The organism is Agromyces sp. NPDC055661, from assembly GCF_053618135.1.
Genome location: NZ_JBSHHC010000001.1, coordinates 951,816 through 973,614 on the forward strand (window position 1 = coordinate 951,816; position 21,799 = coordinate 973,614).

A 21,799-nucleotide genomic window follows, 5' to 3' on the forward strand; every position below is an offset into this window, starting at 1 on the left:
CGGCGCTGTGGGGGCGCGGCCCCCCCGCCGGGCCCCCCCCCGGGGGGGCCCCCCGGGGGGCCCCGCCGGCCCCCCCCGGGGGGGCGCCCCCGGGGGCCCCCCGCCGGGGGCCCCCGCCCGGAATCAGCCGAGCTGGTCGTTCATCCAGTCGAGGCGCGCGTCCAGCCACTGGCGCAGGTACGCGGTCTCGTTCGGCCAGCTGCCCTTGATGACCTGCACGTCCTCGAGGCGCTCCGTGACGCTCCACTTCTGGAAGTTCAGGTTCGCCGAGGCCTGCAGCAGCGGGAGCTGCCCGGCGATGAACTGGTCGCTCGTGCGCAGCTGCGGGTAGATCTGCTGCCAGCGGGCCTCCACCATCGCCTGGAACGCCGGGTCCTGGAACAGCCGGTTGAACCAGGTCTCCGTCGTCTGCTTCGCCTCGATGTCGAGTTCGTCGCGCAGGTACCAGCCGGTCGGGTCGCCCTGGTCGCCCGGGTACTCCGCATCGCCCATCGCCGTGTCGAAGTCCCACAGCGGTCCCATGTAGAGCTTGCCCGCGCCGGCTGCGGTGTCCCTCGTCTTGTACATGAACACGCTCGTGTACATGTTGCTGTCGAGGTTCTTCGTGAGCTCCTGGATGAGGTAGAAGTCCACGGTCGAGGCCGGGTCGAGGTACTTCCGCCAGCCGTTCACCGGGTCGGCGAAGCCGGGCGAGAAGATGACGTCGTCGACGTGGTCGAGGTAGCCGTCGATGTAGGCGACCTGCGCGGGCGTGATGCCCGAGCCGTCGTCCTCGTCCTCGGGCTCCTTGATCGCCACCCAGCCGGTGCTCTGGCCCACGTACACGTTGTGGTCGCCGCCCTCGCGGAAGTCCCACTCGAGCAGGTAGCCGCCGGTCACGTTGGGTGCGCTGTCGTTGACGCCGCCCGTGTTGCCCTCGAGCTTGTCGATGTTCACGCGGTTCTCGTTGACGCCGACGCGCTCCACGAGGTTGTACGCGCCCTGGTAGACGCCGTTCACGTACACGTCGACCGGGATCGACTGCGGCGTGTACGCGAGGTTCGTCATCAGGCCGCCCAGGTAGAGGGCCGTCGAGTTGCGCAGGAGCGAGCGGTCGTAGTGGTTCGCGAGGAGCGCCCACTTCTTGTCGCTGCCCATGCCGCACACGTTGGCCTTCTTGTCGAGCGAGAAGTTGTACGGCTTCTTGTCGAGGGTCCACGTGTAGTTGCCGCGGCCCTGGATCTTCATCAGCGCCGAGGAGACCGCGGTGCACTGCGGGAACGACGTGCTGCCGGTCATCGTGAACCGACCTTCGAGGTACGTCTCGGTGTCGTTGATGCCGCCGGCCTCGTTCGTGTCGACGTACACGGTCGGGAGCCCGGTGTTCGGCGAGACGCGAGCCGCCGCGTACTTCAGCTCGTTCGTCGCGAAGCCGTTGGACGTGCGGACCACCCGGTACGAGTGCTCGACCTCGAGCGGATCCGTGACCGTGAACGTGGTGTCGCCGCTCGCGTTCAGTGTCCGCGTCGCGCCGACGTTGACCCACGTGGCGGACGTGACCTGCGTCGTCATCGTGGTGACGATGCGCAGTCGCTGCAGCGCGACCGTCGCGTTCGCCTGGCTCGAGTCGTAGTTCGCGGTCCAGAGCGCGCTGGCACCGGAGTTCGCGACCGAGAGCACTGCCGGGGCCATCACCGTGATCGTGACGTCGTCGGTGGCGGTGAGCTGCCCGTCGGAGACGGTCAGTCGGAACGTCAGGCTGCCCGTGCCCGGCGGCACGAAGGTGGGCTTCGCGGTGGTCGCGCCGGTGAGCGTCACCGCGGTGCCGCCCGTCTGCGTCCACTGGTACGTGAGCGCCGCGCCCTCGGGGTCGGACGAGGTCGAGCCGTCGAGCGTCACCTGCGGGACGTTCGCGGCGACCGACTGGTCGGCGCCCGCCCTGGCGACCGGCGGCTGCGGGGGCACGGAACCCCACGCCTCGAACTCGGCCAGGCCGACGTTGTGCGTGGTCGTCGACACCGCCGAGATGTTGAAGCGCACGTTCGTCACGGTGCGTGCGGGGAACGTGACGGTGGTCGCGCCGCCGGCGTTGTTCAGCGAGCCGACCGCGACCGAGGTCCCGTTGGAGAACGCGAGCGCGCCCGCCGTGACGCGGTCGTCGGCGTTCGGACGGTCGTAGAGGACGACCCGGTCGATGGTCACCGGCACGGGCCACGTGAGCTGGATCCAGCTGCCCGCCTTGCCGCCGGCGGTCGCCCACTCCTTCGACGAGTCGGCGGGGTATCCGGATGCCACGCCGTCGACCGCCTTCGCAGGCGCCTGCGTCGACGACGCCTGCGAGGACGCGGTGACCGTGACGTTGCCCAGCCGTGCGACGTTCGTGGCGGACGAGGGCACCGTCACCGTCACGACGACGGTGTCGCTGGCGCTCAGCACGCCGTCGGAGACGGTCAGCTGGAACGTGTGCACGCCGGTGCCGGTCGGCGTGAAGGTCGGCTTCGCCGTCGTACCGCCGCTGATCGCGACGCCCGGACCCGTGGTCTGCACCCACTGATACGTCAGGGGGGTGCCGTCGGGGTCCGACGACAGCGACCCGTCGAGCGTCGTCAGCACGCCCGTCACGGCCCCCTGGTCGGGGCCGGCGTTCGCGACGGGGGCCCGGTTGCCCGGGGTGCCCGGCTCGCCCCACACCTCGAACTCGGCGAGGCCGACGTTGTGCGTGGTGGAGCTCACCTGCGTGATGTTGAGCCGGACGCTCGTCACCGTGCGCAGCGAGAACGTGAACTCGGTCGCGGTGCCGGCGTTGGCGAGGCTCGTGACCGCCACCTGGGCGCCCGACGAGAACACGAGGTTGCCGGCGGTGACCCGGTCGTCGGAGTTGGGCCGGTCGTAGAGCACGACCCGGTCGATGGTCACGGGTGACGACCAGTTCAGCTGGATCCAGCTGCCGGCCTTGCCACCGCTGGTCGCCCACTCGCGCGTCGAGTCACCCGGGTAGCCGGTCGCCGACCCGTCGACGGCCTTGACCGCGGTCTGGCCCGTCGACGAGTTCTGCGACGACGCGGTCACCGTCACGCCCGCCGATCGGGCGACGTTGATGGGCGCGGCCGACGCCGACACCGCCGGCATCACCGCGAGCACCGTGGCCGTCATCGCCATGGCCACCAGCCAGGCCAGCCATCGCATCCGGCGGCCCGACATCACGCCGATCGCACTCGAGGTCATGGCCTCGTCCTCCTGCATGTCCGTTCCGTTCCGTCCTCGTCGCGGCATCCGCCGGGGGTCATCCGAGCTCATCGTTCATCCACTCGATCCGGGTGTTCAGCCAGTTGCGCATGTAGTCGACCTGCTCCTGCCACTCAGCGCGCGACTGCGAGGGGGTGTGGCCCCACCAGGTCACGAAGTTCTGCGTGGCCGAGTTCGCGATCAGGTCCTCGTAGGAGCCGATGTAGCCATCGACGGAGCGGAGCTGCTGGACCACCTGCGCCCAGCGCTGCTCGACGAGCTGGCGGAACTCGGGGTCCTCGTTGAGGCGGTAGAACCACGACACCGTCTGCGACTGCGTCTTGGTCTCGAGGTTGTCGCGCAGGTACCAGCCCTCGGGGTTGATGAGGTCGCCGGGCTCGTAGGCGCCCTCCCACTCGAGGCTGTAGCCCATCGACGTGTCGTAGTCCCACATCGGTCCGAAGTAGAGCTTGCCCTGGTCGCCCGGGGCCGGGTCGGTGTCACGATCCTTGTACATGTTGACGCTGGCCCACATGTTGCCGTCGTCGATCTTCGTGAGCTCCATGACCAGGTAGTAGTCGACCGCCGAGGCGACGTCGATGTACTTCTTCCAGCCGGTCGTGTCGTCGGTGAAGTGGTCGCTGAACATCGCGTCGTCGACCTCGTCGAGGTACTGGTCGACGTAGGCGACCTGCGCGGGCGTGATGCCCGAGCCGTCGTCCTCGTCCTCGGGCGACTTGATCGCGACCCAGCCGCTGTCGTTCACCTCGACGTTGTGGTCGCCGCGTGCGCGGTGGTCCCACTCGAGCAGGTAACCACCGGTCACCTGCGGCGCGCTGTCGTTCACGCCGCCCTGGTTGTCCTTCAGCTCGTCGATGTCGACGCGGTTCGACGCGATCTCGACCCGCTCGATCAGCGTGTACGAGCCGAGGAACGTGCCGTTGATGAAGACGTCGACGGGTCGCGTCTCGGGCACCCAGGCCATGTTCGTGAGCTGCTCGCCGAGGTACATGGATGCCTCGGTCCGCATGAGCGCCGGATCGAAGTCGTTCGCCAGCAGCGCCCACTTCTTGTTCGAGCCCATGCCGCACAGGTCGGTCTTCTTGTCGAGGTTGATGTTGTACGGCTTCTTGTCGCGCAACCAGGTGGTGTTGCCGCGGCCGCGCACACGGGTCAGCGACGGGTTCACCGCCGTGCAGCCGGGGCCGCCGGTCATGCTGAACTGGGCCTCGAACCAGACGTCCTTCGAGTCGACCGTCGCGCCTTCGTTCGTGTTGATGTGCACGGTCGGCAAGCCGGTGCTGATCGTCTTCAGCGGCGCCGCGTACGTGACGAGGTTGGAGACGTGCGCACCCGAGATCGCGCGGTACGCGTGCGAGACCTCGAGCGGGTCGGTCACGGTGAACGTGCGGTCGCCGCTCGTGTTCGCGGCGCCCGACGCGATCGTCACCCAGGCGGCCTGCGGCACCTCGTCGGTGGTCGTGGTGACGATCGTCTGCTTCTGCAGGCTGATCGTCTGGCCCGAGAGCGTCGAGCTGAAGTTCGCGTTCCAGACGGCGCTCGTGCCGCTGTTCGACACCGAGAGCACCGCCGCCGAGACCACGGTGACCGTGATGTCGTCGGTCGCCGTGAGCGATCCGTCGGAGACCGTGAGCCGGAACGTGTACGTCCCGGTGCCCGCCGGCGGTGTGAACGTCGGCGTGGCGGTGGTCGGGCCGTTCAGCGTCACCGACGTGCCTGCGGTCTGCGTCCACGAGTACGTGAGCGCCGCGCCCTCGGGATCCGACGACGCCGAGCCGTCGAGCGTCACCGACGCGACGTTCGCCGGCACCGACTGGTCGGCGCCCGCGCGCGCCACCGGCGGCTGCGGCACCGGCGCACCCCAGACCTCGAACTCGGCGAGGCCGACGTTGTGGGTCGTCGATGAGACGGCGGTGATGTTGAACCGCACGTTGGAGATGGTGCGGCTCGGGAACGTGACGGTCGTCGCTCCGCCGGAGTTGCCGAGCGCGCCGACGGCGACGGACGAGCCGTCGCTGAACACGAGCGTGCCGGCGTTCACGCGGTCATCGGCGTTCGGGCGGTCGTAGAGCACCACCCGGTCGACCGTCACTGGAGCGGTCCACGCGAGCCGGATCCAGCTGCCGGCCTTGCCGCCTGCGGTCGCCCACTCCTTCGACGAGTCGCCGGGGTATCCGGATGCCACGCCGTCGATCGCCTTCGCCGGCGACTGGGTCGACGACGCCTGCGACGACGCGGTCGCGGTGACGCCCGAGATGCGTGCCAGGTTCGCCGACGGGGCCGCGTTCTGGGCTGTGACGCTCACCGAGTCCACGGCCGTCGCGGCGCCGTCGGACACCGTCAGCTGGAACGTGTAGGTGCCGGCGGACGGCGCGGTGAACGTCGGCTTCGCAACGCCCGGCGCCCCGAGGGCCACCGACGGACCTCCGGTCTGCGCCCACTGGTAGGTGAGCGGCGTGCCGTCGGGATCCGACGAGGCCGATCCGTCGAGCGTCACCGTCGATCCGGTCGCGACCGCCTGGTCGGGTCCGGCGTTCGCCACCGGCGGCCGGTTCGCGGGCGCGGCGGTCTCACCCCACACCTCGAGCTCGGCGAGGCCGACGTTGGACGTGGTCGACGACACCGACGTGATCGTGAACCGCAGCTGCGTCACCTGGCGCGCCGAGAACGTCACGGTCGTGGCCGCGCCCGAGTTGCCGAGCTGGCCCACGGCGACCGACGATCCCGACGAGAACGTCAGCGTTCCCGCGTTCACCCGGTCGTCGGCGTTCGGCCGGTCGTAGAGCACGACCCGGTCGATGGTCACCGGCGACGACCAGTTCAGCTGGATCCAGCTGTTCGCCTTGCCGCCCTGCGTCGCCCATTCGCGCGTGTGGTCGCCCGGGTAGCCCGTCGCCGATCCATCGACGGCCTTTGCCGCGGTCTGCCCCGTCGACGTGTTCTGCGACGACGCCGACACCGAGACCCCCGACACCCGCGCCACGTTCACGGGCGCGGCCGAGGCCGGCATCGCGGGCACGACCGTGAGGAGCGCCGCGACGAGCGCGGTGGACACCGCCCACGGCAGCCACCGCGTGGCGCGCAGGGACGAAGCCGGATCGGGCGGGATGGCGATCGCAGACACAGCGGAATCGTTTCGTGTGATCGCCATTGCTCCGACCCCATCGTCCGTGGCGAGAACGCGGACTAGGGCAGGTCGGCGTTCATGCGTGCGTTCCCATTCGTTTGCTGGGAATTCACCTTGAATCGGAGCCTAACGTCCGTCGGCGTCAGCCAGTACCCCCCGATTGAGTGACTGGGGGATGTTCGGCACGCCGATCGGGGGACGAGGTCGAGGCGCTCCGGCTCGACTTCCGACGGGGCATCCGGAACAGTGGAGCCGTCATTGCTCCGACAGAGACGAGGCACCGGATGGCCAGCGCGAACTACGACACCGAGATCACCATGGCACCCACGACGACGCCGCCGAGCGAACCGGTGATCGTCCCGGGCGACGCGCTCCGCATCGGCTCCGGACGGACGCGCCGGTTCGTCGGGCGCGATCACGGATCGGGCATCTCGTACTTCTACGTCGACAACGACCCCGGCGAGGGCCCCGGCCTGCACTGGCATCCCTACGCGGAGACGTGGGTCGTGATCGAGGGCACCGCGCGCATCACCATCGGCGACCGCGAACTCGTCGCGAACGCGGGCGACACCTCGACCGTGCCGGCGGGCATCTGGCACGGGTTCAAGAATGCGGGCACCGGCCCGCTCCGGGTGCTCTGCATCCACGCGTCCGACGTGATCGTGCAGACCTGGGCGGAGGAGTAGCCGGAGGATTCCCCCATCCGCGCGGCGGGCGAGCCCTGCGGCATGATGTTGGGCGAGGATCATCCTCATCGTCTGCTGGACGAGGCCGAGTGCGGCGAACACGCCCGCTCCGTCGACGGATGCCGCGACGACGGCGAGCTGACGACCACACCCCTTCGATCGCCGGTGTCGGCGGCCGCTGGCAGGGTGGCGGTATGGCGATCGAGGTGCGTCCGGCGACGAGGTTCGTCGACGTGCGCGCGGTGGTCGGGCCCAAGCGGCCCGATGCCAACGTGTGCTGGTGCCTCAGCTATCGGCTCACCTCGTCGAAGGAGAACCTGTCCCTGAAGGGCCCCGAGCGCGGCGAGCGGGTGAAGCGGCTCGTGCGGCAGGACCCGCCGCCGGGCGTGCTCGCGTACGACGGCGACGAGGTCGTCGGCTGGGCGGGCGTGCATCCGCGCGCCGACACGAGCTTCGCCACGAACCGCAAGATCCCGCACGTCGACGACGTCGAGGTCTGGTCGGTGTGGTGCATCCGGGTCCGGCCCGGACACCGCGGCGAGGGCATCTCCCATCACCTCCTCGAGGGGGCGGTGCGGTTCGCGCGCGAGCACGGCGCGCCGGCGATCGAGGGGTACCCCGTCGACAACCGCGGCGAGAAGGTCGACCTCACCATGGCCTACGTGGGCACCCGACGCCTGTTCGAGCGCGCCGGCTTCACCAAGGCGGCTGACACCGACTCGGTGCTCAACGGATTCCCCCGCGTGCTCATGCGGCTCGAACTGGGCTGACGCGCATGGCCGATCGCTTCCGCACCGTCGACGAGTTCCTCGCCGCCCAGGATCCCGCGCGCCGCGCACAGGTCGAGCTGCTGCGATCGCTCGTGCGCGAGGCGGAGCCGCGACTCGTCGAGACCGTGAAGTGGAACTCGCCCGACTTCGTGCTCGACGGCGTCGACCGGGTCACGGTGAACGCGGCCGGGCGCGGGCCCGTCCGGCTGATCCTGCACTTCGGCACCGCACGCGCCGAGCGCGCCGGCGTCGCGTCCCGGTTCGGCGGCGATCCCGACGGGCTGCTCACCTGGCACTCCGACATCCGGGCGAGCCTCACGGCACCGCCCGCCGACGACCCCGCGGCGCAGGCGGCGGTGGTTTCGCTCGTCCGCGCCTGGCTCGCGTTCGAGCCCGACGCGTGAGGTCGATGCGGCCCGACGCGTGAATGACGCGAGGGCTCAGACCCCGCCCTCGAATCGCGCCGCGCCCTGCCCGTCGACCGCCGCGGCGATGCGCCGATGCTGCTCCTCGCTCATCTCGGGCAGGTCGCCGAGCGGATGCCAGCCCACCTCCGTCATCTCGCCGTCGACCGGGAACGGCTCCCCCTCGAGCCACGTGCAGCGGAACGTCAGGTCGAGGTAGTCCGCCTGGTCGCCGTTCGCGTAGGTGATCCGCGGGATCTGGTGCACCCACGCGAGGTGGTCGACGCGGATGCGCACGCCCGCCTCCTCGAGCGCCTCGCGCTGCGCGGCATCCGCCGGCTCCTCCCCCGGATCGACGATGCCGGTGACCGGCGTGACGGCGCCGTTATCCGAGCGCCGGCCGAGCAGCACCTCGTCGCCGCGCAGGATGACCGCGGTCACGCCCACGAGCGAGAGCGGGAGGGTGCCGACGTGGCGGCGCAGTTCGAGCACGAAGTCGGGCGTGGGCATGCCTCGACCCTAGGCGACCGCACCGCGCCGAACCGGCCGGATGCCGCTCGTGACGACATCCGGCCGGTGCGGGCTCAGCGCTCGGCGCGCCGTCGGCGTCGGAACTCCGCGACCATCAGCAGGCCGCCGAGCACCACGACGATGCCGGCGAGCGCCACGGCGCCCGCGATGTCGGCCCCGGTGTGCGCCAGGCCCGATCCGCCCGCCGGCGGCTTCGTGCCGCCCGGGTGGTCGCCCGGGCCGCCGGGATGTCCGGGGCCTCCCGGGTCGCCGGGGTCGCCGGGGTCACCCGGGTCGCCGGGGTCGCCGGGGTCACCCGGGTCGCCGGGGTCGCCCGGATCACCGGGGTCACCGGGGTCGACGACCGGCGCGAGATCCTCGAGGGCCACCGGCGTCGTCAGGATCAGCCGGTGCGCGGACATCTGGTAGTCGTCGTGGATCACCTCGTACTTGGCGCGCACCCAGAACGCGGCATCCTCCTCGACCTGGATGGTGCGCGACTCGGTCGGCCCGGGCTCGGTGACGCGGTCGTGCGGCACCGACTCGAGGTAGAAGCGACCCGAGTAGATGGAGTCCCCGTAGCCGACCGAGAGGTCGAACCCGCTGCTGTAGGCCGGGTACCGGTTCGTCATCGTGAGCGTGATCGGCGTCTCGGCCGCGGCGGCGGCGTCCGCCCCGTGCTCGGCGTCGCCGTCGCCGGGGGCAACGTCCTCGAGCGAACCGTCGGAGAAGGTCGCCCAGAACTCGTTGGAGATCTCGGGCTCCTCGGCGCAGCGCTCCGAGCCCTCGTTCTCGTACGAGCCGATGAGGGCGCCATCGAGGATCACGTCGACGCCGGTGACACCCGTGACGTCGAACGTGCCCGAGACGACGGGCTTGTCGACCCACAGGGAAGCGAACACGAGCGGTCCCGTGCACAGCTTGTAGCGCATCGTGAGCTGCGACACCGCGCCGACGCTGTTGTCGTAGACGAGGTCCATCGCGTTCGGGTCGTCGGCGTTCGGTTCCAGCGTGAGCGCGTTCGGCGCGGTCGCCTCGACCGTGAACGGCCGATCGAGGACCTGCCGGTCGCTGCCGTCGGCCGCCACCGCCGAGACGGTCGCCACGTAGTCGCCCGGGGTCACCGGCACGCTCGAGGATCGGCGCGAGTCGACGTCCCACATCGGGTCGAGATCGAGCTCGATCCGATCGTCGAGCAGCACCGTGCCCGCCGCGCTGGTGATGACCACGTGCGACGTCCCGCGGCCGCCGTAGGTGACCTCCGCGGCCGCCGTCGCCGTCCCGTCGGCGAGGTAGTCCACGACCCCCCACGCGTCGTAAACGAGCAGCGACGCCGAGTCCACCACGCCCTCGGCCGATCGGTCGCCCGAGACGAACCGCAGTGCGTGCGGGCCCTCCGCGGCATCCGCCGGCATCGTGAACTGCCGGGCGGCGGTGCCGTCGTCGCCCACCACGCCGGTCGCGAAGGGGGCGCCGTCGAACGTCACGGTGTACGCGGCACGCGGCTCGAGCCCGACGGCGGTCACGGCGAACGGCTTGCCGGGTCGGACGAAGCCGGGAGCGACCGTCATCGAGGTCTCAGTGTCGTCGACGAGCGGCTCGCCGGGCGTCGTGACGACCACGTCGGTCACGGCGCGGGTGTCGACGAACCGCACCCGGCCGTAGTAACGGGAGCCGGGAGCCAGGCCCGACCACGACACGTCGACCGCGGCCGGCTCCCCGAGCTGCATCGAGAGCACCTCGGGGTCGGCGGTCGGCGCGCCCGCAGCCGGGTCGCCGCCGAGCAGGTACGCGGTCAGGTCGTAGTCGAGGTCGCCATCGCCCGAGAAGGCGTCCACCTCGAGCACGTAGCGTCCGGCGCCCGCGTCGGGAAGCACGATCTGCTCGTCCGCGTTCGGCGAGGTCGCCTCCCGCATCTGCCACGTCACGCCGTACGGATCGACCGTGTACAGCCGCAGGTCGAGGTCGGCCGCGTCGTCGGCGGCGTCGAGGTCGAACCGCGCGAGCGTGGTGCCCTCGGGGATGTCGATCACGTGGCGGTCGCGCACCCCGCCCGCCGTGATGGCGCCGTGGAAGACGCGACCGGCGACGAGTCCCTGCACGTCGATCGGGACCTCCGTGGTGTCGCCCGCCGAGACCGGGATCTCGACGGAGCCGGCGATGCCCTCGCCGTGGACCTCGCCCGGTACCGCGATGACGACGGGACGCACCGCGAGCGGCATGGTGATGGAGCCCTCGTCGCCGCTCCACCGGAGCACGCCCGTCGTGAAGGCGTCGAGCGCGGCATCCGTGCGCCGGAAGGTGATCGTGATCTGCTGCTCCTCGCCGGCCGCGCCGAACTCGAGCACCGACGGGCTGACGGTGACGTCGACGCCGGGCACGTCCACGGGCTGCGCCTCGTAGCGGCCGGCCGCGGTCGCGGTCGCCGTACGCGTCACGGCCTGCACGCCGGCGAGGCTGCCGATCGAGACCGACGCGAGGTTCAGGTCGGACGGATCGATCCCCGCCACGCCGAGGTCCGCGATCCCGAGCCCCTGCACGTAGCCGTACCAGTCGTCGAGGCCGTTGAGGAACAGGGCGCCGGGTTCGAGGAAGCGGGTGGGGTCGACGTGCCCCGCGCCCTGCGCGAACGGATCGGTCATCGGCGCGCCGTCGGGCCCGACGGTGTCGTACGCGGTGGTCATGAGCGCCGACTTGACCTCGGCCGGCCAGGCCTGCGGGTGCACGCCGAGGTAGAGCGCGGCCAGTCCCGCCACGTGCGGAGACGACATCGACGTGCCCGAGAGCAGTTCGAACGTGGGGTCCTCGCCCTCGGCGTTGCGACCGTCGGCGAGGATCGCGACGCCGGGTGCCGTGAGGTCGGGCTTCAGCACATCCCCGCCGTCGGCGAGGATCGGGCCCCGCGACGAGAAGCCGGCGATCTGCGGCGTCGCCGGTGACGGGCCACCGGTCGTGTTCCCGTCCTCGAGCACGGCCGAGGCGCCGGAGGTGGCGGCGTAGTCGTTGAGCGCCTCGTACCACTCGGCGTCGACGTGCACCGTCGGCACGACGTGCGCGTCGACGTCGATCGAGCTGGGTGTCGCGTTGACGAGCACCATGCCGATGCCGCCTGCGCGCGCCACCTCGGCCGACTTCGCCGTGCGGTCGATCACGCCGCGGTCGCAGAGCACGATCCGGCCGGCCGCGAGCGTCGGGTCGAGCGTGCCCGGGCCGCAGAGCCGCGGGTCGGCGGCACCGGCCGCAGCGATGGCGGATGCCGCGACGAGCGGACCGGCGAGGCCGCCGGCCGGAACGGTGATCGAGCCGCCGGGCAGGGCGCGCCCGTCACCGAGGCGCACGGTCGCCTCGTAGCTCGGGATGGTGGAGGCGGCCACGGTGGTGACCCACGGCGCCGCGTTGTCGGCCGTCGATGCCTCTGGTCCGTCGTTGCCGGCGGATGCCGCGACGAAGATGCCGGCGGCGGCGGCGCGCAGGAACGCCTGGTCGGTGAGCGACACCGTCGTGAGGGCTGCCCCTCCGCCGATCGAGTAATTGATCACGTCGACGCCGTCGTGCACCGCGGCGTCGATGGCGGCGAGGATGTCGCCGGTGGAGCATCCGTCGTCGGAGGGCGTCGGGCCGGCCCAGCAGACCTTGTAGGCGGCGACCTTGGCGGCGGGCGCGACGCCCGAGATCTCGCCGAACTCGCGTCCGCCCACGATCGCGGTCACGCCGAACTCGCCCGCGGCCGTGCTGGCGGTGTGCGAGCCGTGGCCGTTGCCGTCGCGTGGCGAGAGGACCTCGCCCCGCTCCCGGCCGATGTAGTCGCCGCCGTAGTTCTCGACGAAGTACCGGGCGCCGATGAGCTTGGTCGAGCAGTCCGCGGCGTCGAACTGCTCGCCGCCCACGCAGGCGCCGCGGAAGGTCCCGCCGTCGGCCTTCTCGAAGACGATGGCGTCCCCGTCGCGGTAGGGCGCCGAACCCGATGCGTCGCCGAGCTGGTCGCCGGCGAACGACGGGTTCTCCGGCGAGATCCCGGTGTCGATGACGCCGACGACGATGCCCTCGCCGGCGGCGTCGCTGCCGCCGAGGTCGTCCCAGACGCCGCCGTCGCCGCTGAGGCCGAGGAATTCGGTGGACGGCACGGCCTCCTGGATGTGGAGGAGTTCGTCGGCCACGACCGTCGCCACGCGCGGGTCGGCCGCGAGCGACGCGGCCTGCTCGGCGCTGAGCCGGCTGCTGAACCCGTTGGTCGCAAGCGTGTAGGAGCTGATGATCTCGGCGTCGACCGACTCGGCGACGGACTCCTGCGTGTCCGCCAGGTGCTCGGCGTAGGCGACGGCGCGCTTCGAGCGCGCGTTCAGGTCGTCGCCCTCCTGCGCCCGGGTGGCCGCGTAGGCGTCGACGCCGCCCGCGTAGGTCGCCACGGCCTCGTCACGGAGGGTCACGATGTAGCGTCCGTCGGCGAACTCGGAGGCGGGGTCGGCGCCGACGGGCGACGCGGCGGCCGGCGCCGTCGGCTCGGACGGCGGGGTCGGCTGCGCCGCCGCCACGGATGCGGGAGCGACGACGGTGACGGACGCGGCGAGCAGCGTCGCCACGACGGCGACGCCGAGGCGACGCCGCGAGGCATGGAAGGAGCGCGGAGGTGTGATCACGGGAGTCCTTGGAAACGAGGTGGGACCAGGCGACGGACCCGCGAGGGGCCGACGGTGGTCTCATTGTGCGCGAGCACCCCTCGGCCGCGATGTCCGGTTCAGGCCAACGACCGCTACCGGCCAGATCTTGAAACGCGGGCGTTACATGAGACGCTGCCGGCGCTCAGATCCAGCCCCGGCGAGCCGCCTCGACACCCGCCTGGAAGCGATTGCCCGCACCCAGCTCTGCGAGCAGCTCCTGGCTCCGGCGCCGGAGCGTGCGCGGCGACATCCCGAGCTGTCGCGCGATTGCTTCGTCCTTCATCCCCACGGCCATGAGCGCCAGGATCGACCGCTCCTCGACGGACGCCTGTCGGACCTGCGCACCGGGCAGCAGTCGCCCCTCGGATCCCGAGTCGCCGACCTGCGCGCGGGCGTCGGGCAGTGGCACGGCCCGCGACCAGTGGAACTCGAACAGCTCACGCAGTGCCTGGACGAGCGGCGGCGCGTGGGTGATGAGGGCGTCGACGCGTCCCGGCTCCAGCGTCAGCGAGATCAGGGCGATCTCGCCGTCGACGATCGCGAGCTTGACCGGTAGCTCCTCGGTGATGCGCGCCTGCTCACCCTGCTCGGCGAGTCCCTCGACTTCGTCCCAGGTCGAGCCCTCGTCGAAGCTCGCGAGCGTGTAGATCGCGCGCCAGTCCACCCCCCGGGCGAGCACTTCGGCCTCGAACGGATCGAACGAGGCCGAGACGTACGGCGGCCGGTCGAACGAGAGGAACTCGCGCGTCGCCTGGTGCTGCAGGCGCGCGTACCAGGCCGCGACCGTGTCGGGATCGGTCAGTACGACGGCCTGGTGGGACCCCGACTCGCTCGGCGATGCCGCATCGAAGTACTCGACGAGCATGGGGATCGCCTCGCGGATCCGCATCGCCTGGTCGCTCAGCCGATCGAGCACCGCCCGGAGGGCGAACCGCGGGTCCACCGCCGAGTACTGCGGCCGCCGGCCCTCGAGGCGCGTCACGAGCCCGAGCTGTCGCAGCCCCTCGAGCTGCCGGAGGGTGGTCTCCTCGGCCAGGTCGAACTGCGCGGCGACCTCGGCCGCACTCGACCGGCCGTGCATGAGCACGTGCACGTAGACGCGCTCACCGGTCGCGTCGAGCCCGGCCACGTCGAGCAGCGGAGGGTCTTCGGCCACGCGGCCAGCGTAATCGCCTCAGAGGAACAGCTTGAACCCCACGTGCGACGCCTCGAAGCCGAGGCGCTCGTAGAAGCGGCGGGCGTCGGTGCGCCGCGCGTCGGAGGTGAGCTGCACGAGCGCGGCGCCGCGCGCCCGGGCGTCGTCGATCGCCCACCGGATCATCGCGCTGCCGAGCCCCATGCCGCGCAGCCCGTCGGCGATGCGCACGGCCTCGACCTGCATGCGGCTCGCGCCGCCGCGCGAGAGTCCCGGGATCAGCGTGAGCTGCATCGTGCCGACCACCGAGCCGTCGGATGTCTCGACGGCCACGAGCGTCTGCGCCGGGTCCGCGTCGATCGCCGCGAACGCGCGCTCGTACCGCGCGAGGTGCTCGGGCGCCGAGCTGTCGTCGTTCGCACGGAGCGCGTCGGCGGCGATGAGCGCGACCAGTGCTTCGAGGTCGTCGCGCACGGCGCGGCGCAGGATGAAGGAGGTGTCGCCGATGGCGATCGTCGCGAGGGGCACGCTCCGAGCCTATGTTCGCCGACGGGGCCGGTCGCGGCCCGCGCCGCCGAGCCGTGCGTATCGGGCCGTACCCCGAATCGGTGCCTTGCGGCTGTCGCGTGCCCGGTCGTAGGTTGAGGGCACTGTCTGCCGGGCGGGACGGCAGCTGATCGGAACGGGTGACCATGTCCTCCGTGCTCTCCATGCTCGGCCGCTGGGCCTACCGGGCCCGCGTGCTCGTCGTGGTCTGCTGGGCGGTGGCGATCGCGGTGCTCTTCACCGTCGCGGCGCTCGTCGGCACGGGCACCGACAACACGTACCGCATCCCGGGCACGGAGTCGCAGGAGGCGCTCGACGCGCTCGCCCGCACGTTCCCGCAGGTCGCCGGCAGCTCGGCGCAGCTGATCGCGGTCGCGCCCGACGGCGGCGATGTCACCCAGTCGGACTTCGAGGCCGACGTCGCCGCGTCGATCGACGCGATCTCGGGCATCCCGCAGGTCTCGTCGGTCTCGAACCCCTACGACACCCCCGGCAGCGCGAACATCGCCGAGGACGACTCCGCGGTGCTCGTGCCGATCCAGCTCTCGGTCGGCACCACGGCGGTGGAGCCGTCGACGGCGCAGGCGCTGCAGGACGCGGGAGCCGCGCTCGAGGCATCCCTGCCCGACGGTTCGCAGGTGTCGGTGGGCGGCCAGCTCTTCTCGCAGACCTCGACCGGCATCAGCGCGACCGAGCTCGTCGGCCTCGCGGTCGCGTTCGTGGTGCTGCTCGTGACGTTCGCGTCGCTGGCGGCCGCGGGCATGCCGCTGCTCACCGCGCTGCTCGGAGCGAGCGCAGCGCTCGCCATCGTGTACGTCGGCACGCGGTTCCTGACGATCACGTCGACCACGCCACTGCTCGCGCTCATGCTCGGACTCGCGGTGGGCATCGACTACGCGCTGTTCATCATCTCCCGCCACCAGGACCAGCTGAAGCAGGGCATCGAACCCGAGGAGTCGACGTCGCGGGCGGTGGCGACCGCGGGCTCGGCGGTGGTGTTCGCCGCGACCACGGTCATCATCGCGCTGCTCGGCCTCGCCGTCGCGGGCATCCCGTTCCTCACCACCATGGGCGTCGCGGCGGCCCTCGCCGTCGCCATCGCGGTCCTCATCTCCACGACGCTCACGCCGGCGCTGCTCGGCTTCGCGAAGTGGCACGTCGTCGCGAGGCGGTTCCGGCCGGGCGGCGCGGCCGCGGCGGCAGCGGCGGTGACGGATGCCGCGAAGTCGACGGATGCCGCGAAGCCGACGGATGCCGCGAAGCCGACGGATGCCGCGAAGCCGACGGATGCCGCGAAGCCGACGCATCCCGATGAGGAGTCCGAGCCGGCGGCCCCGTCCGAGCGACCCGACCCGCATGCCGAGGAACCCCTCCCCGACGACGAGCCCGCGGCCCCGGTGCGGCGCGGGTTCTTCGCGGGGTGGGTCCGCGGCGTCATCCGCTGGCCCATCGTCACGGTCGCCCTCGTCGTGATCGGGCTGAGCCTGCTGGCCGTGCCCGCGGCGAGCCTCAGGCTCGCGCTGCCCGACGCCGGCTCGCTCGATGAGACCGAGCCTGCGCGCATCACGTACGACCTCATCGACGAGCACTTCGGTCCGGGGTACAACGGGCCGCTGCTCGTCACGGGCCAGGTCATCCAGAGCACGGACCCCGTCGGGCTCATGGACGACATCGGCGCAGAGATCGCGACCGTGCACGGCGTGGCATCCGTGCCCCTGTCGACGCCGAACGAGGCGGGCGACACGGGCATCGTGCAGGTGATCCCCGAAGGCGGCCCCGACTCCGAGGAGACGAAGGCGCTCGTCGCCGAGCTGCGCGGGATGCACGACCACTTCCAAGAGGAGTACGGCGTCGACCTCGCGGTCACCGGCTACACGGCCGCGGGCATCGACATCTCCATCCAGCTGACCGAGGCGCTGCTGCCGTTCGGCGTGCTCATCGTGGGGCTCTCGCTCGTGCTGCTCGCGATGGTGTTCCGCTCGATCGTCGTGCCCGTGACCGCCGCGCTCGGGTACGTGTTGTCGATCGCCGCGGCCCTCGGCCTCACGGCCCTCGTGTTCGTGCACGGCTTCCTCGCCGGCCCGATCGGCGTCGCGTCCGTCGGCACGGTGATCAGCTTCATGCCGATCATCCTCATGGGCGTGCTGTTCGGGCTCGCCATGGACTACGAGGTGTTCCTCGTCACGCGCATGCGCGAGGACTACGTGCACCACGGCACGCCGAGGCGCGCGATCATCGAGGGCTTCGTCGGCTCGGGCCGGGTCGTGACCGCCGCGGCGATCATCATGGTCGCCGTGTTCGCCGCGTTCGTGCCCGAGGGCGACGCGTCGATCCAGCCGATCGCCTTCGGCCTCGCCGTGGGCGTCGCGATCGACGCGTTCGTCGTGCGGATGACGCTCATCCCGGCGGTGCTCGCCCTGTTCGGGCACCGCGCCTGGTGGATCCCGGCCTGGCTCGACCGGCTGCTCCCCCGGTTCGACGTCGAGGGCGAGGGGCTCTCGCACGAGCTCGAGCTCGCGGACTGGCCGGAGCCCGGCGCCCAGCTCGCGCTCGTCGCGGAGGGACTCCGCACGTCCGACGCCGTGGGCGCACCCGTGGTGGACCTCTCGGTCGCACCGGGCGAGCTGCTGCTCGTGCGCGGCGGCACGGCATCGGCGCGCAGCGCGGTGCTGCTCGCGCTCGGCGGCCGATCACCGGTGCTCGGCGGGCGGGTCAAGGTCGACGGGCTGGTGCTCCCCACGCGTGCGGGCGCCGTGCGCCGGCGCACCGCGTACGTGCACGCGGACCGCACGGAGGACGTCGTCGGCGACCTGCGGAATGCGCTCGTCGGGGCATCCGTCGTCATGGTCGACGCGATCGACGCGGTGACCGACCCGGTGCTGCGGGCCCGGGTGCGCCACCTGATGACGGATGCCGCGACCGCCGACCGCCGACCGGACGGCGCTCCCCTCACCTTCGTCGTCGCGTGCCGGCCCGACGCCCGGCTCGACGACCTGCTCCCCCCGCGCGCGATCGTGCGCACCGTGACCCTCGCCTCGTCCGCGGCCGGCCCGACCCTGGCGACGGTGCGCTGAGATGGCCCGCCGCGCGTTCGCCGCCACCGCCGGACCCGAGCGGTTCGGCGTGCTCGGGAGCATCGGGCTGGTCGCGCTGCCGCTCGCCGTCGGGGGGCTGCTGACGTGGTCGCTGTCGACGCCGACCGAGGACCTCGACCGCGTCACGGCGGCCATCGTGAACGACGACGTGCCCGTGTCGCTGAACGGCCAGACCGTGCCCGTCGGGCGGCAGTTCGCGGCCGGGCTCATCGCGGGCTCCCCCGATGCCGGCGCGGGCTCGGACTTCGACTGGGTGCTCACGAACGACGACGACGCGGCATCCGGCCTCGCCGACGGCACCTACGTCGCGGTCGTCACGATCCCGCCCACCTTCTCGGCGTCTGCGACGTCGTTCTCGGGACCCGCGTCCGACGCGGTGCAGGCCGAGCTCGACGTCGAGACGGCCCCGACGTCGGCGCTGCTCGACCCGGCACTGAGCACCGCGATCACGTCCGCGGCCGTGTCCGCGCTCAACGCGCAGCTCATCTCGCAGTACCTCGGGCAGGTCTACGCGGGCTTCAACACGATCAACGAGCAGATCGGCCAGGCGTCCGACGGCGCGTCGCAGCTCGCCGACGGGGCATCCTCGGTCGCCGACGGCGCGTCGCAGCTCGCGACCGGTGCAGGCCAGCTCGCGGCCGGACTCGACCAGCTCGACGCCGGTGCCGACGCCCTCGCGAGCGGCCTCGCCGAGCTCGACGCGGGCGTCCAGTCGCTTCCGGGCCAGACGGCGCAGCTCGCGCAGGGCTCGGCCCAGATCGCGTCGGCGACGGATGCCGCGGCGAGCGCGATCTCGGGCGCCACCGACGAGTTCGCCGGGGTGGTCGACACCGTCTGCAAGACGATCGGACCGCTGTGCGACCGTGCCCGCGCGGCGCTCGCGCGACTGCAGCAGGCCGACTCGGACGTGGGCGCCCTCGCCGCCGGCGCGGACGCGGTCGCCTCGGGCAACCAGCAGCTCGCCGACGCGATGCCCGGCCTGGTCGGCGGCGTCGACGCCTCGGCGTCTGGCGCGGCCGAGGTCGCCTCGGGGGCGTCCTCGGCCGACGACGGCGCGGCGACGCTCGACACCGGTGCGCAGAACCTCGCCGCGGGTGCCGCGCAGGTCGACGCGGGCGCCGCGCAGCTCGCCGACGGGCTCGCGCAGGCGGTCGAGCAGATCCCGACCTACACCGACGACGACATCGCGATCCTCACCTCGGTCGTGTCGCAGCCCGTGCGCGCGGACCGGGTGACGCCGGCGCCCGGCATGCAGTCGGTGCCCTTCTTCGCGGTGATCGCGCTCTGGATCGGCGCGATCGCGCTCGCGCTCGCCCGGTCGGCGGTGCCGACCCGGCCCCTCCTCACGGCGGAGTCGTCGGGCTCGATCCTGCTGCGGACCGCGCTCCCGGGCGTCGCGCTCGGCGCCGCGCAGGGTCTCGTCGTCGGGATCGCGGTGCTCTTCGCCGTTCAGACGGACCCGTTCGGCTGGGTCAAGTTCATCGGCGCGTGCGCGTTCATCGGGATCGTGTTCGCCCTGGTCAACCAAGGCCTCGCCGCGGCGTTCGGCGGCCCCGGCCGGTTCCTCGCGGTGCTCGTGGCCGTGCTGGCGCTCGCGGTCGGCCTGTCGTCGACCGTCCCTCCGTTCGTCGAGTCCCTCGCCGGGGTGCTCCCCACGACGCCGGCGCTCGGCCTCCTGCTAGCGGCGCTCGCCAATGGCGACGGCTGGGCCGACCTCGTCGGCCTCCTCTGCTGGGCCGCGCTCGGCATCGGCCTCATGTTCGCGGGCATCGCCGCGCGTCGCCGGGTGCGCGTTGCGGAGGCGGCGGCGTAACGGCACGCGTCGGGTGATTCGTGGCATCTGCTCGCGGCCCGCCCGCGGTATCCGGACACCGCGACTGGGCGATCTTGGCGACCCCGCTCCCGCGCACCCAGCCAACATCGCCCACTCGCCAGATCGATCAGTCTCAGATGCACGGTCGAACCCTGCATCCGCGCCGGTTCGACGACCCCGAGGCATCCGGATGCCGCGAGTGGGCGATCTTGGCGACCCCGCCCCCGCGCGCCCAGCCAACATCGCCCACTCGACGCAGCAGCGAGCACCGACACACCCGCCCGCGGCATCCGCCCCCCGACCGCTCACCGCACGGACGCCTCCGCTCGTCGCATCCGAACTTCCGGAATGCGCCGTCCATGCGCTATGGTCGGACACCTGACCGAACGATCGGTCAGGAATTGCGGCGCACCACCCCAGTGCCGGTCCCCCTCACCCCGCACGCATCAGAACAACGGAGTTCGCATGTCGACATCTGTCCAGGAACAGGAACGCACCGGGAGCATCACCCGCGAGGAACGCAAGGTCCTCGCGGGCACGCTCGTGGGCACGTCCATCGAGTGGTACGACTTCTTCATCTACGCCCAGGCCGCCGGCCTCGTGCTCGCCCCGCTCTTCCTCGCCCCGGTCGCCGAGTCCAACCCCGGCCTCGCGCAGGTGCTGTCGTTCGCCACGATCGGCATCTCGTTCCTCTTCCGCCCGCTCGGCGCCGTCGTCGCCGGCTACCTCGGCGACAAGCTCGGCCGCAAGAAGATGCTCGTCTTCACGCTCGTCATGATGGGCATCTCGACCGCGCTCATCGGCTTCCTGCCGACGTATGCCGCGATCGGCATCGCCGCACCGATCCTGTTGATCCTGCTCCGCATCCTGCAGGGCTTCTCGGCGGGCGGCGAGTGGGGCGGTGCGGCGCTCATGGCCGTCGAGCACGCCCCCGACCGCAAGCGCGGCTTCTTCGGCGCGTTCCCGCAGATCGGCGTGCCGGTCGGCATGATCCTCGCGACCTCGACGCTGTTCATCCTCACCTCGTCCATGTCGCCCGAGGCATTCATGGAGTGGGGCTGGCGCATCCCCTTCCTGCTGTCGATCGTGCTCATCATCGTCGGCTACGTGATCCGCCGCGCGGTCGAGGAGAGCCCGATCTTCGAGGACCTCCTCCGTCGCCGCAAGGAATCGTCCGCTCCGCTCGGCCAGCTCTTCCGGCACAACAGCAAGAACGTCATCCTCACGGCGGTCATCTTCATCGGCAACAACGCCGCGGGCTACCTGCTCATCGCGTTCTTCGCGACCTACGCGGTCACGGTGCTCGGGATGGACCGGCCCACCGTCCTCCTCGCGACGGCGCTCGCCTCGTTCGGCTGGCTCATCTTCACCCTGTGGGGCGGAGCGGTCTCCGACCGGCTCGGCCGGGTGCGCACGTTCCAGATCGGCTACGCGTTCCTCGCGCTGTGGGCCGTGCCGATGTGGTTCCTCATCGACACCGGTGACATCGTCTGGTACTTCGTCGCCCTGTTCGTGATGACGTTCGGCCTCGGCCTCTCGTACGGCCCGCAGGCGTCGCTCTACGCCGAGATGTTCCCGGCGAACGTGCGATACTCGGGCGTCTCGATCGGCTACGCGCTCGGCGCGATCCTGGGCGGCGCGTTCGCCCCGATGATCGCCGAGGCCCTGATCGGCGCGACCGGCCAGTCGTGGACGATCGGCGTCTACATCGCGATCGCCGCGGTCGTCTCGCTCATCGGCGTCTCGCTCGTGAAGGAGCCGAAGGGCGTCGACCTGCACGCCTAGGTCGACCACAGACCGAAGAGCGGATGCCTCCCCTGCGGGGCATCC

12 protein-coding genes are annotated in these 21,799 nt (G+C 71.7%); 6 read left to right on the forward strand and 6 right to left on the reverse strand.

Annotated features, from left to right (window positions below; genetic code table 11):
- Positions 1-123: 123 nt before the first annotated feature.
- Positions 124-3,204 carry a DUF7402 domain-containing protein gene (locus tag ACWGO8_RS04375; RefSeq protein WP_452041905.1) on the reverse strand — a complete coding sequence of 1,027 codons (3,081 nt, stop codon included), beginning with the start codon at positions 3,202-3,204 and terminating at the stop codon, positions 124-126.
- A gap of 58 nt (positions 3,205-3,262) precedes the next feature.
- Positions 3,263-6,349, reverse strand: a complete 3,087-nt coding sequence (locus tag ACWGO8_RS04380; protein ID WP_452041906.1) for a DUF7402 domain-containing protein — start codon at positions 6,347-6,349, stop codon at positions 3,263-3,265.
- A gap of 287 nt (positions 6,350-6,636) precedes the next feature.
- Between ACWGO8_RS04380 and ACWGO8_RS04385 the strand changes: the two genes are divergently transcribed.
- The 3 genes from ACWGO8_RS04385 (at position 6,637) to ACWGO8_RS04395 (ending at position 8,212) form a co-directional block, all read left to right on the forward strand.
- Positions 6,637-7,038 (forward strand): cupin domain-containing protein, encoded by a 402-nt coding sequence (locus ACWGO8_RS04385; RefSeq protein WP_452041907.1) that lies wholly within the window; start codon positions 6,637-6,639, stop codon positions 7,036-7,038.
- A 194-nt stretch (positions 7,039-7,232) separates the two neighbouring features.
- Complete coding sequence (locus ACWGO8_RS04390; protein ID WP_452041908.1) at positions 7,233-7,808, forward strand: GNAT family N-acetyltransferase; 576 nt, start codon at positions 7,233-7,235, stop codon at positions 7,806-7,808.
- 5 nt (positions 7,809-7,813) lie between these two features.
- Positions 7,814-8,212: a DUF1801 domain-containing protein gene (locus tag ACWGO8_RS04395; protein WP_452041909.1), complete on the forward strand. Its 399-nt coding sequence runs from the start codon at positions 7,814-7,816 to the stop codon at positions 8,210-8,212.
- A gap of 36 nt (positions 8,213-8,248) precedes the next feature.
- Here the strand turns inward: ACWGO8_RS04395 and ACWGO8_RS04400 are convergent, their stop codons facing one another.
- The 4 genes from ACWGO8_RS04400 to ACWGO8_RS04415 all read right to left on the reverse strand — a co-directional run bounded on the left by ACWGO8_RS04400 (position 8,249) and on the right by ACWGO8_RS04415 (position 15,043).
- Positions 8,249-8,722, reverse strand: a complete 474-nt coding sequence (locus tag ACWGO8_RS04400) for an NUDIX hydrolase (RefSeq protein ID WP_452041910.1) — start codon at positions 8,720-8,722, stop codon at positions 8,249-8,251.
- 74 nt (positions 8,723-8,796) lie between these two features.
- Positions 8,797-13,359, reverse strand: a complete 4,563-nt coding sequence (locus tag ACWGO8_RS04405) for a S8 family peptidase (RefSeq protein WP_452041911.1) — start codon at positions 13,357-13,359, stop codon at positions 8,797-8,799.
- 163 nt (positions 13,360-13,522) lie between these two features.
- Positions 13,523-14,536 carry a helix-turn-helix transcriptional regulator gene (locus ACWGO8_RS04410; RefSeq protein ID WP_452041912.1) on the reverse strand — a complete coding sequence of 338 codons (1,014 nt, stop codon included), beginning with the start codon at positions 14,534-14,536 and terminating at the stop codon, positions 13,523-13,525.
- 18 nt (positions 14,537-14,554) lie between these two features.
- A complete protein-coding gene (locus tag ACWGO8_RS04415) occupies positions 14,555-15,043 on the reverse strand; it encodes an N-acetyltransferase family protein (protein WP_452041913.1) in 489 nt (162 codons plus the stop codon).
- A 164-nt stretch (positions 15,044-15,207) separates the two neighbouring features.
- On the opposite strand from ACWGO8_RS04415, the gene ACWGO8_RS04420 reads away from it, so the two are divergent.
- The 3 genes from ACWGO8_RS04420 to ACWGO8_RS04430 all read left to right on the forward strand — a co-directional run bounded on the left by ACWGO8_RS04420 (position 15,208) and on the right by ACWGO8_RS04430 (position 21,754).
- Positions 15,208-18,135, forward strand: coding sequence for an MMPL family transporter (locus ACWGO8_RS04420; RefSeq protein WP_452041914.1), 2,928 nt, complete (start codon positions 15,208-15,210; stop codon positions 18,133-18,135).
- 1 nt (position 18,136) lies between these two features.
- Entirely contained in the window at positions 18,137-19,969 is a 1,833-nt protein-coding gene (locus ACWGO8_RS04425; protein WP_452041915.1) for a hypothetical protein, read from the forward strand.
- Between the two features lie 465 nt (positions 19,970-20,434).
- Complete coding sequence (locus ACWGO8_RS04430; protein ID WP_452041916.1) at positions 20,435-21,754, forward strand: MFS transporter; 1,320 nt, start codon at positions 20,435-20,437, stop codon at positions 21,752-21,754.
- The last annotated feature ends 45 nt before the right edge of the window (positions 21,755-21,799 follow it).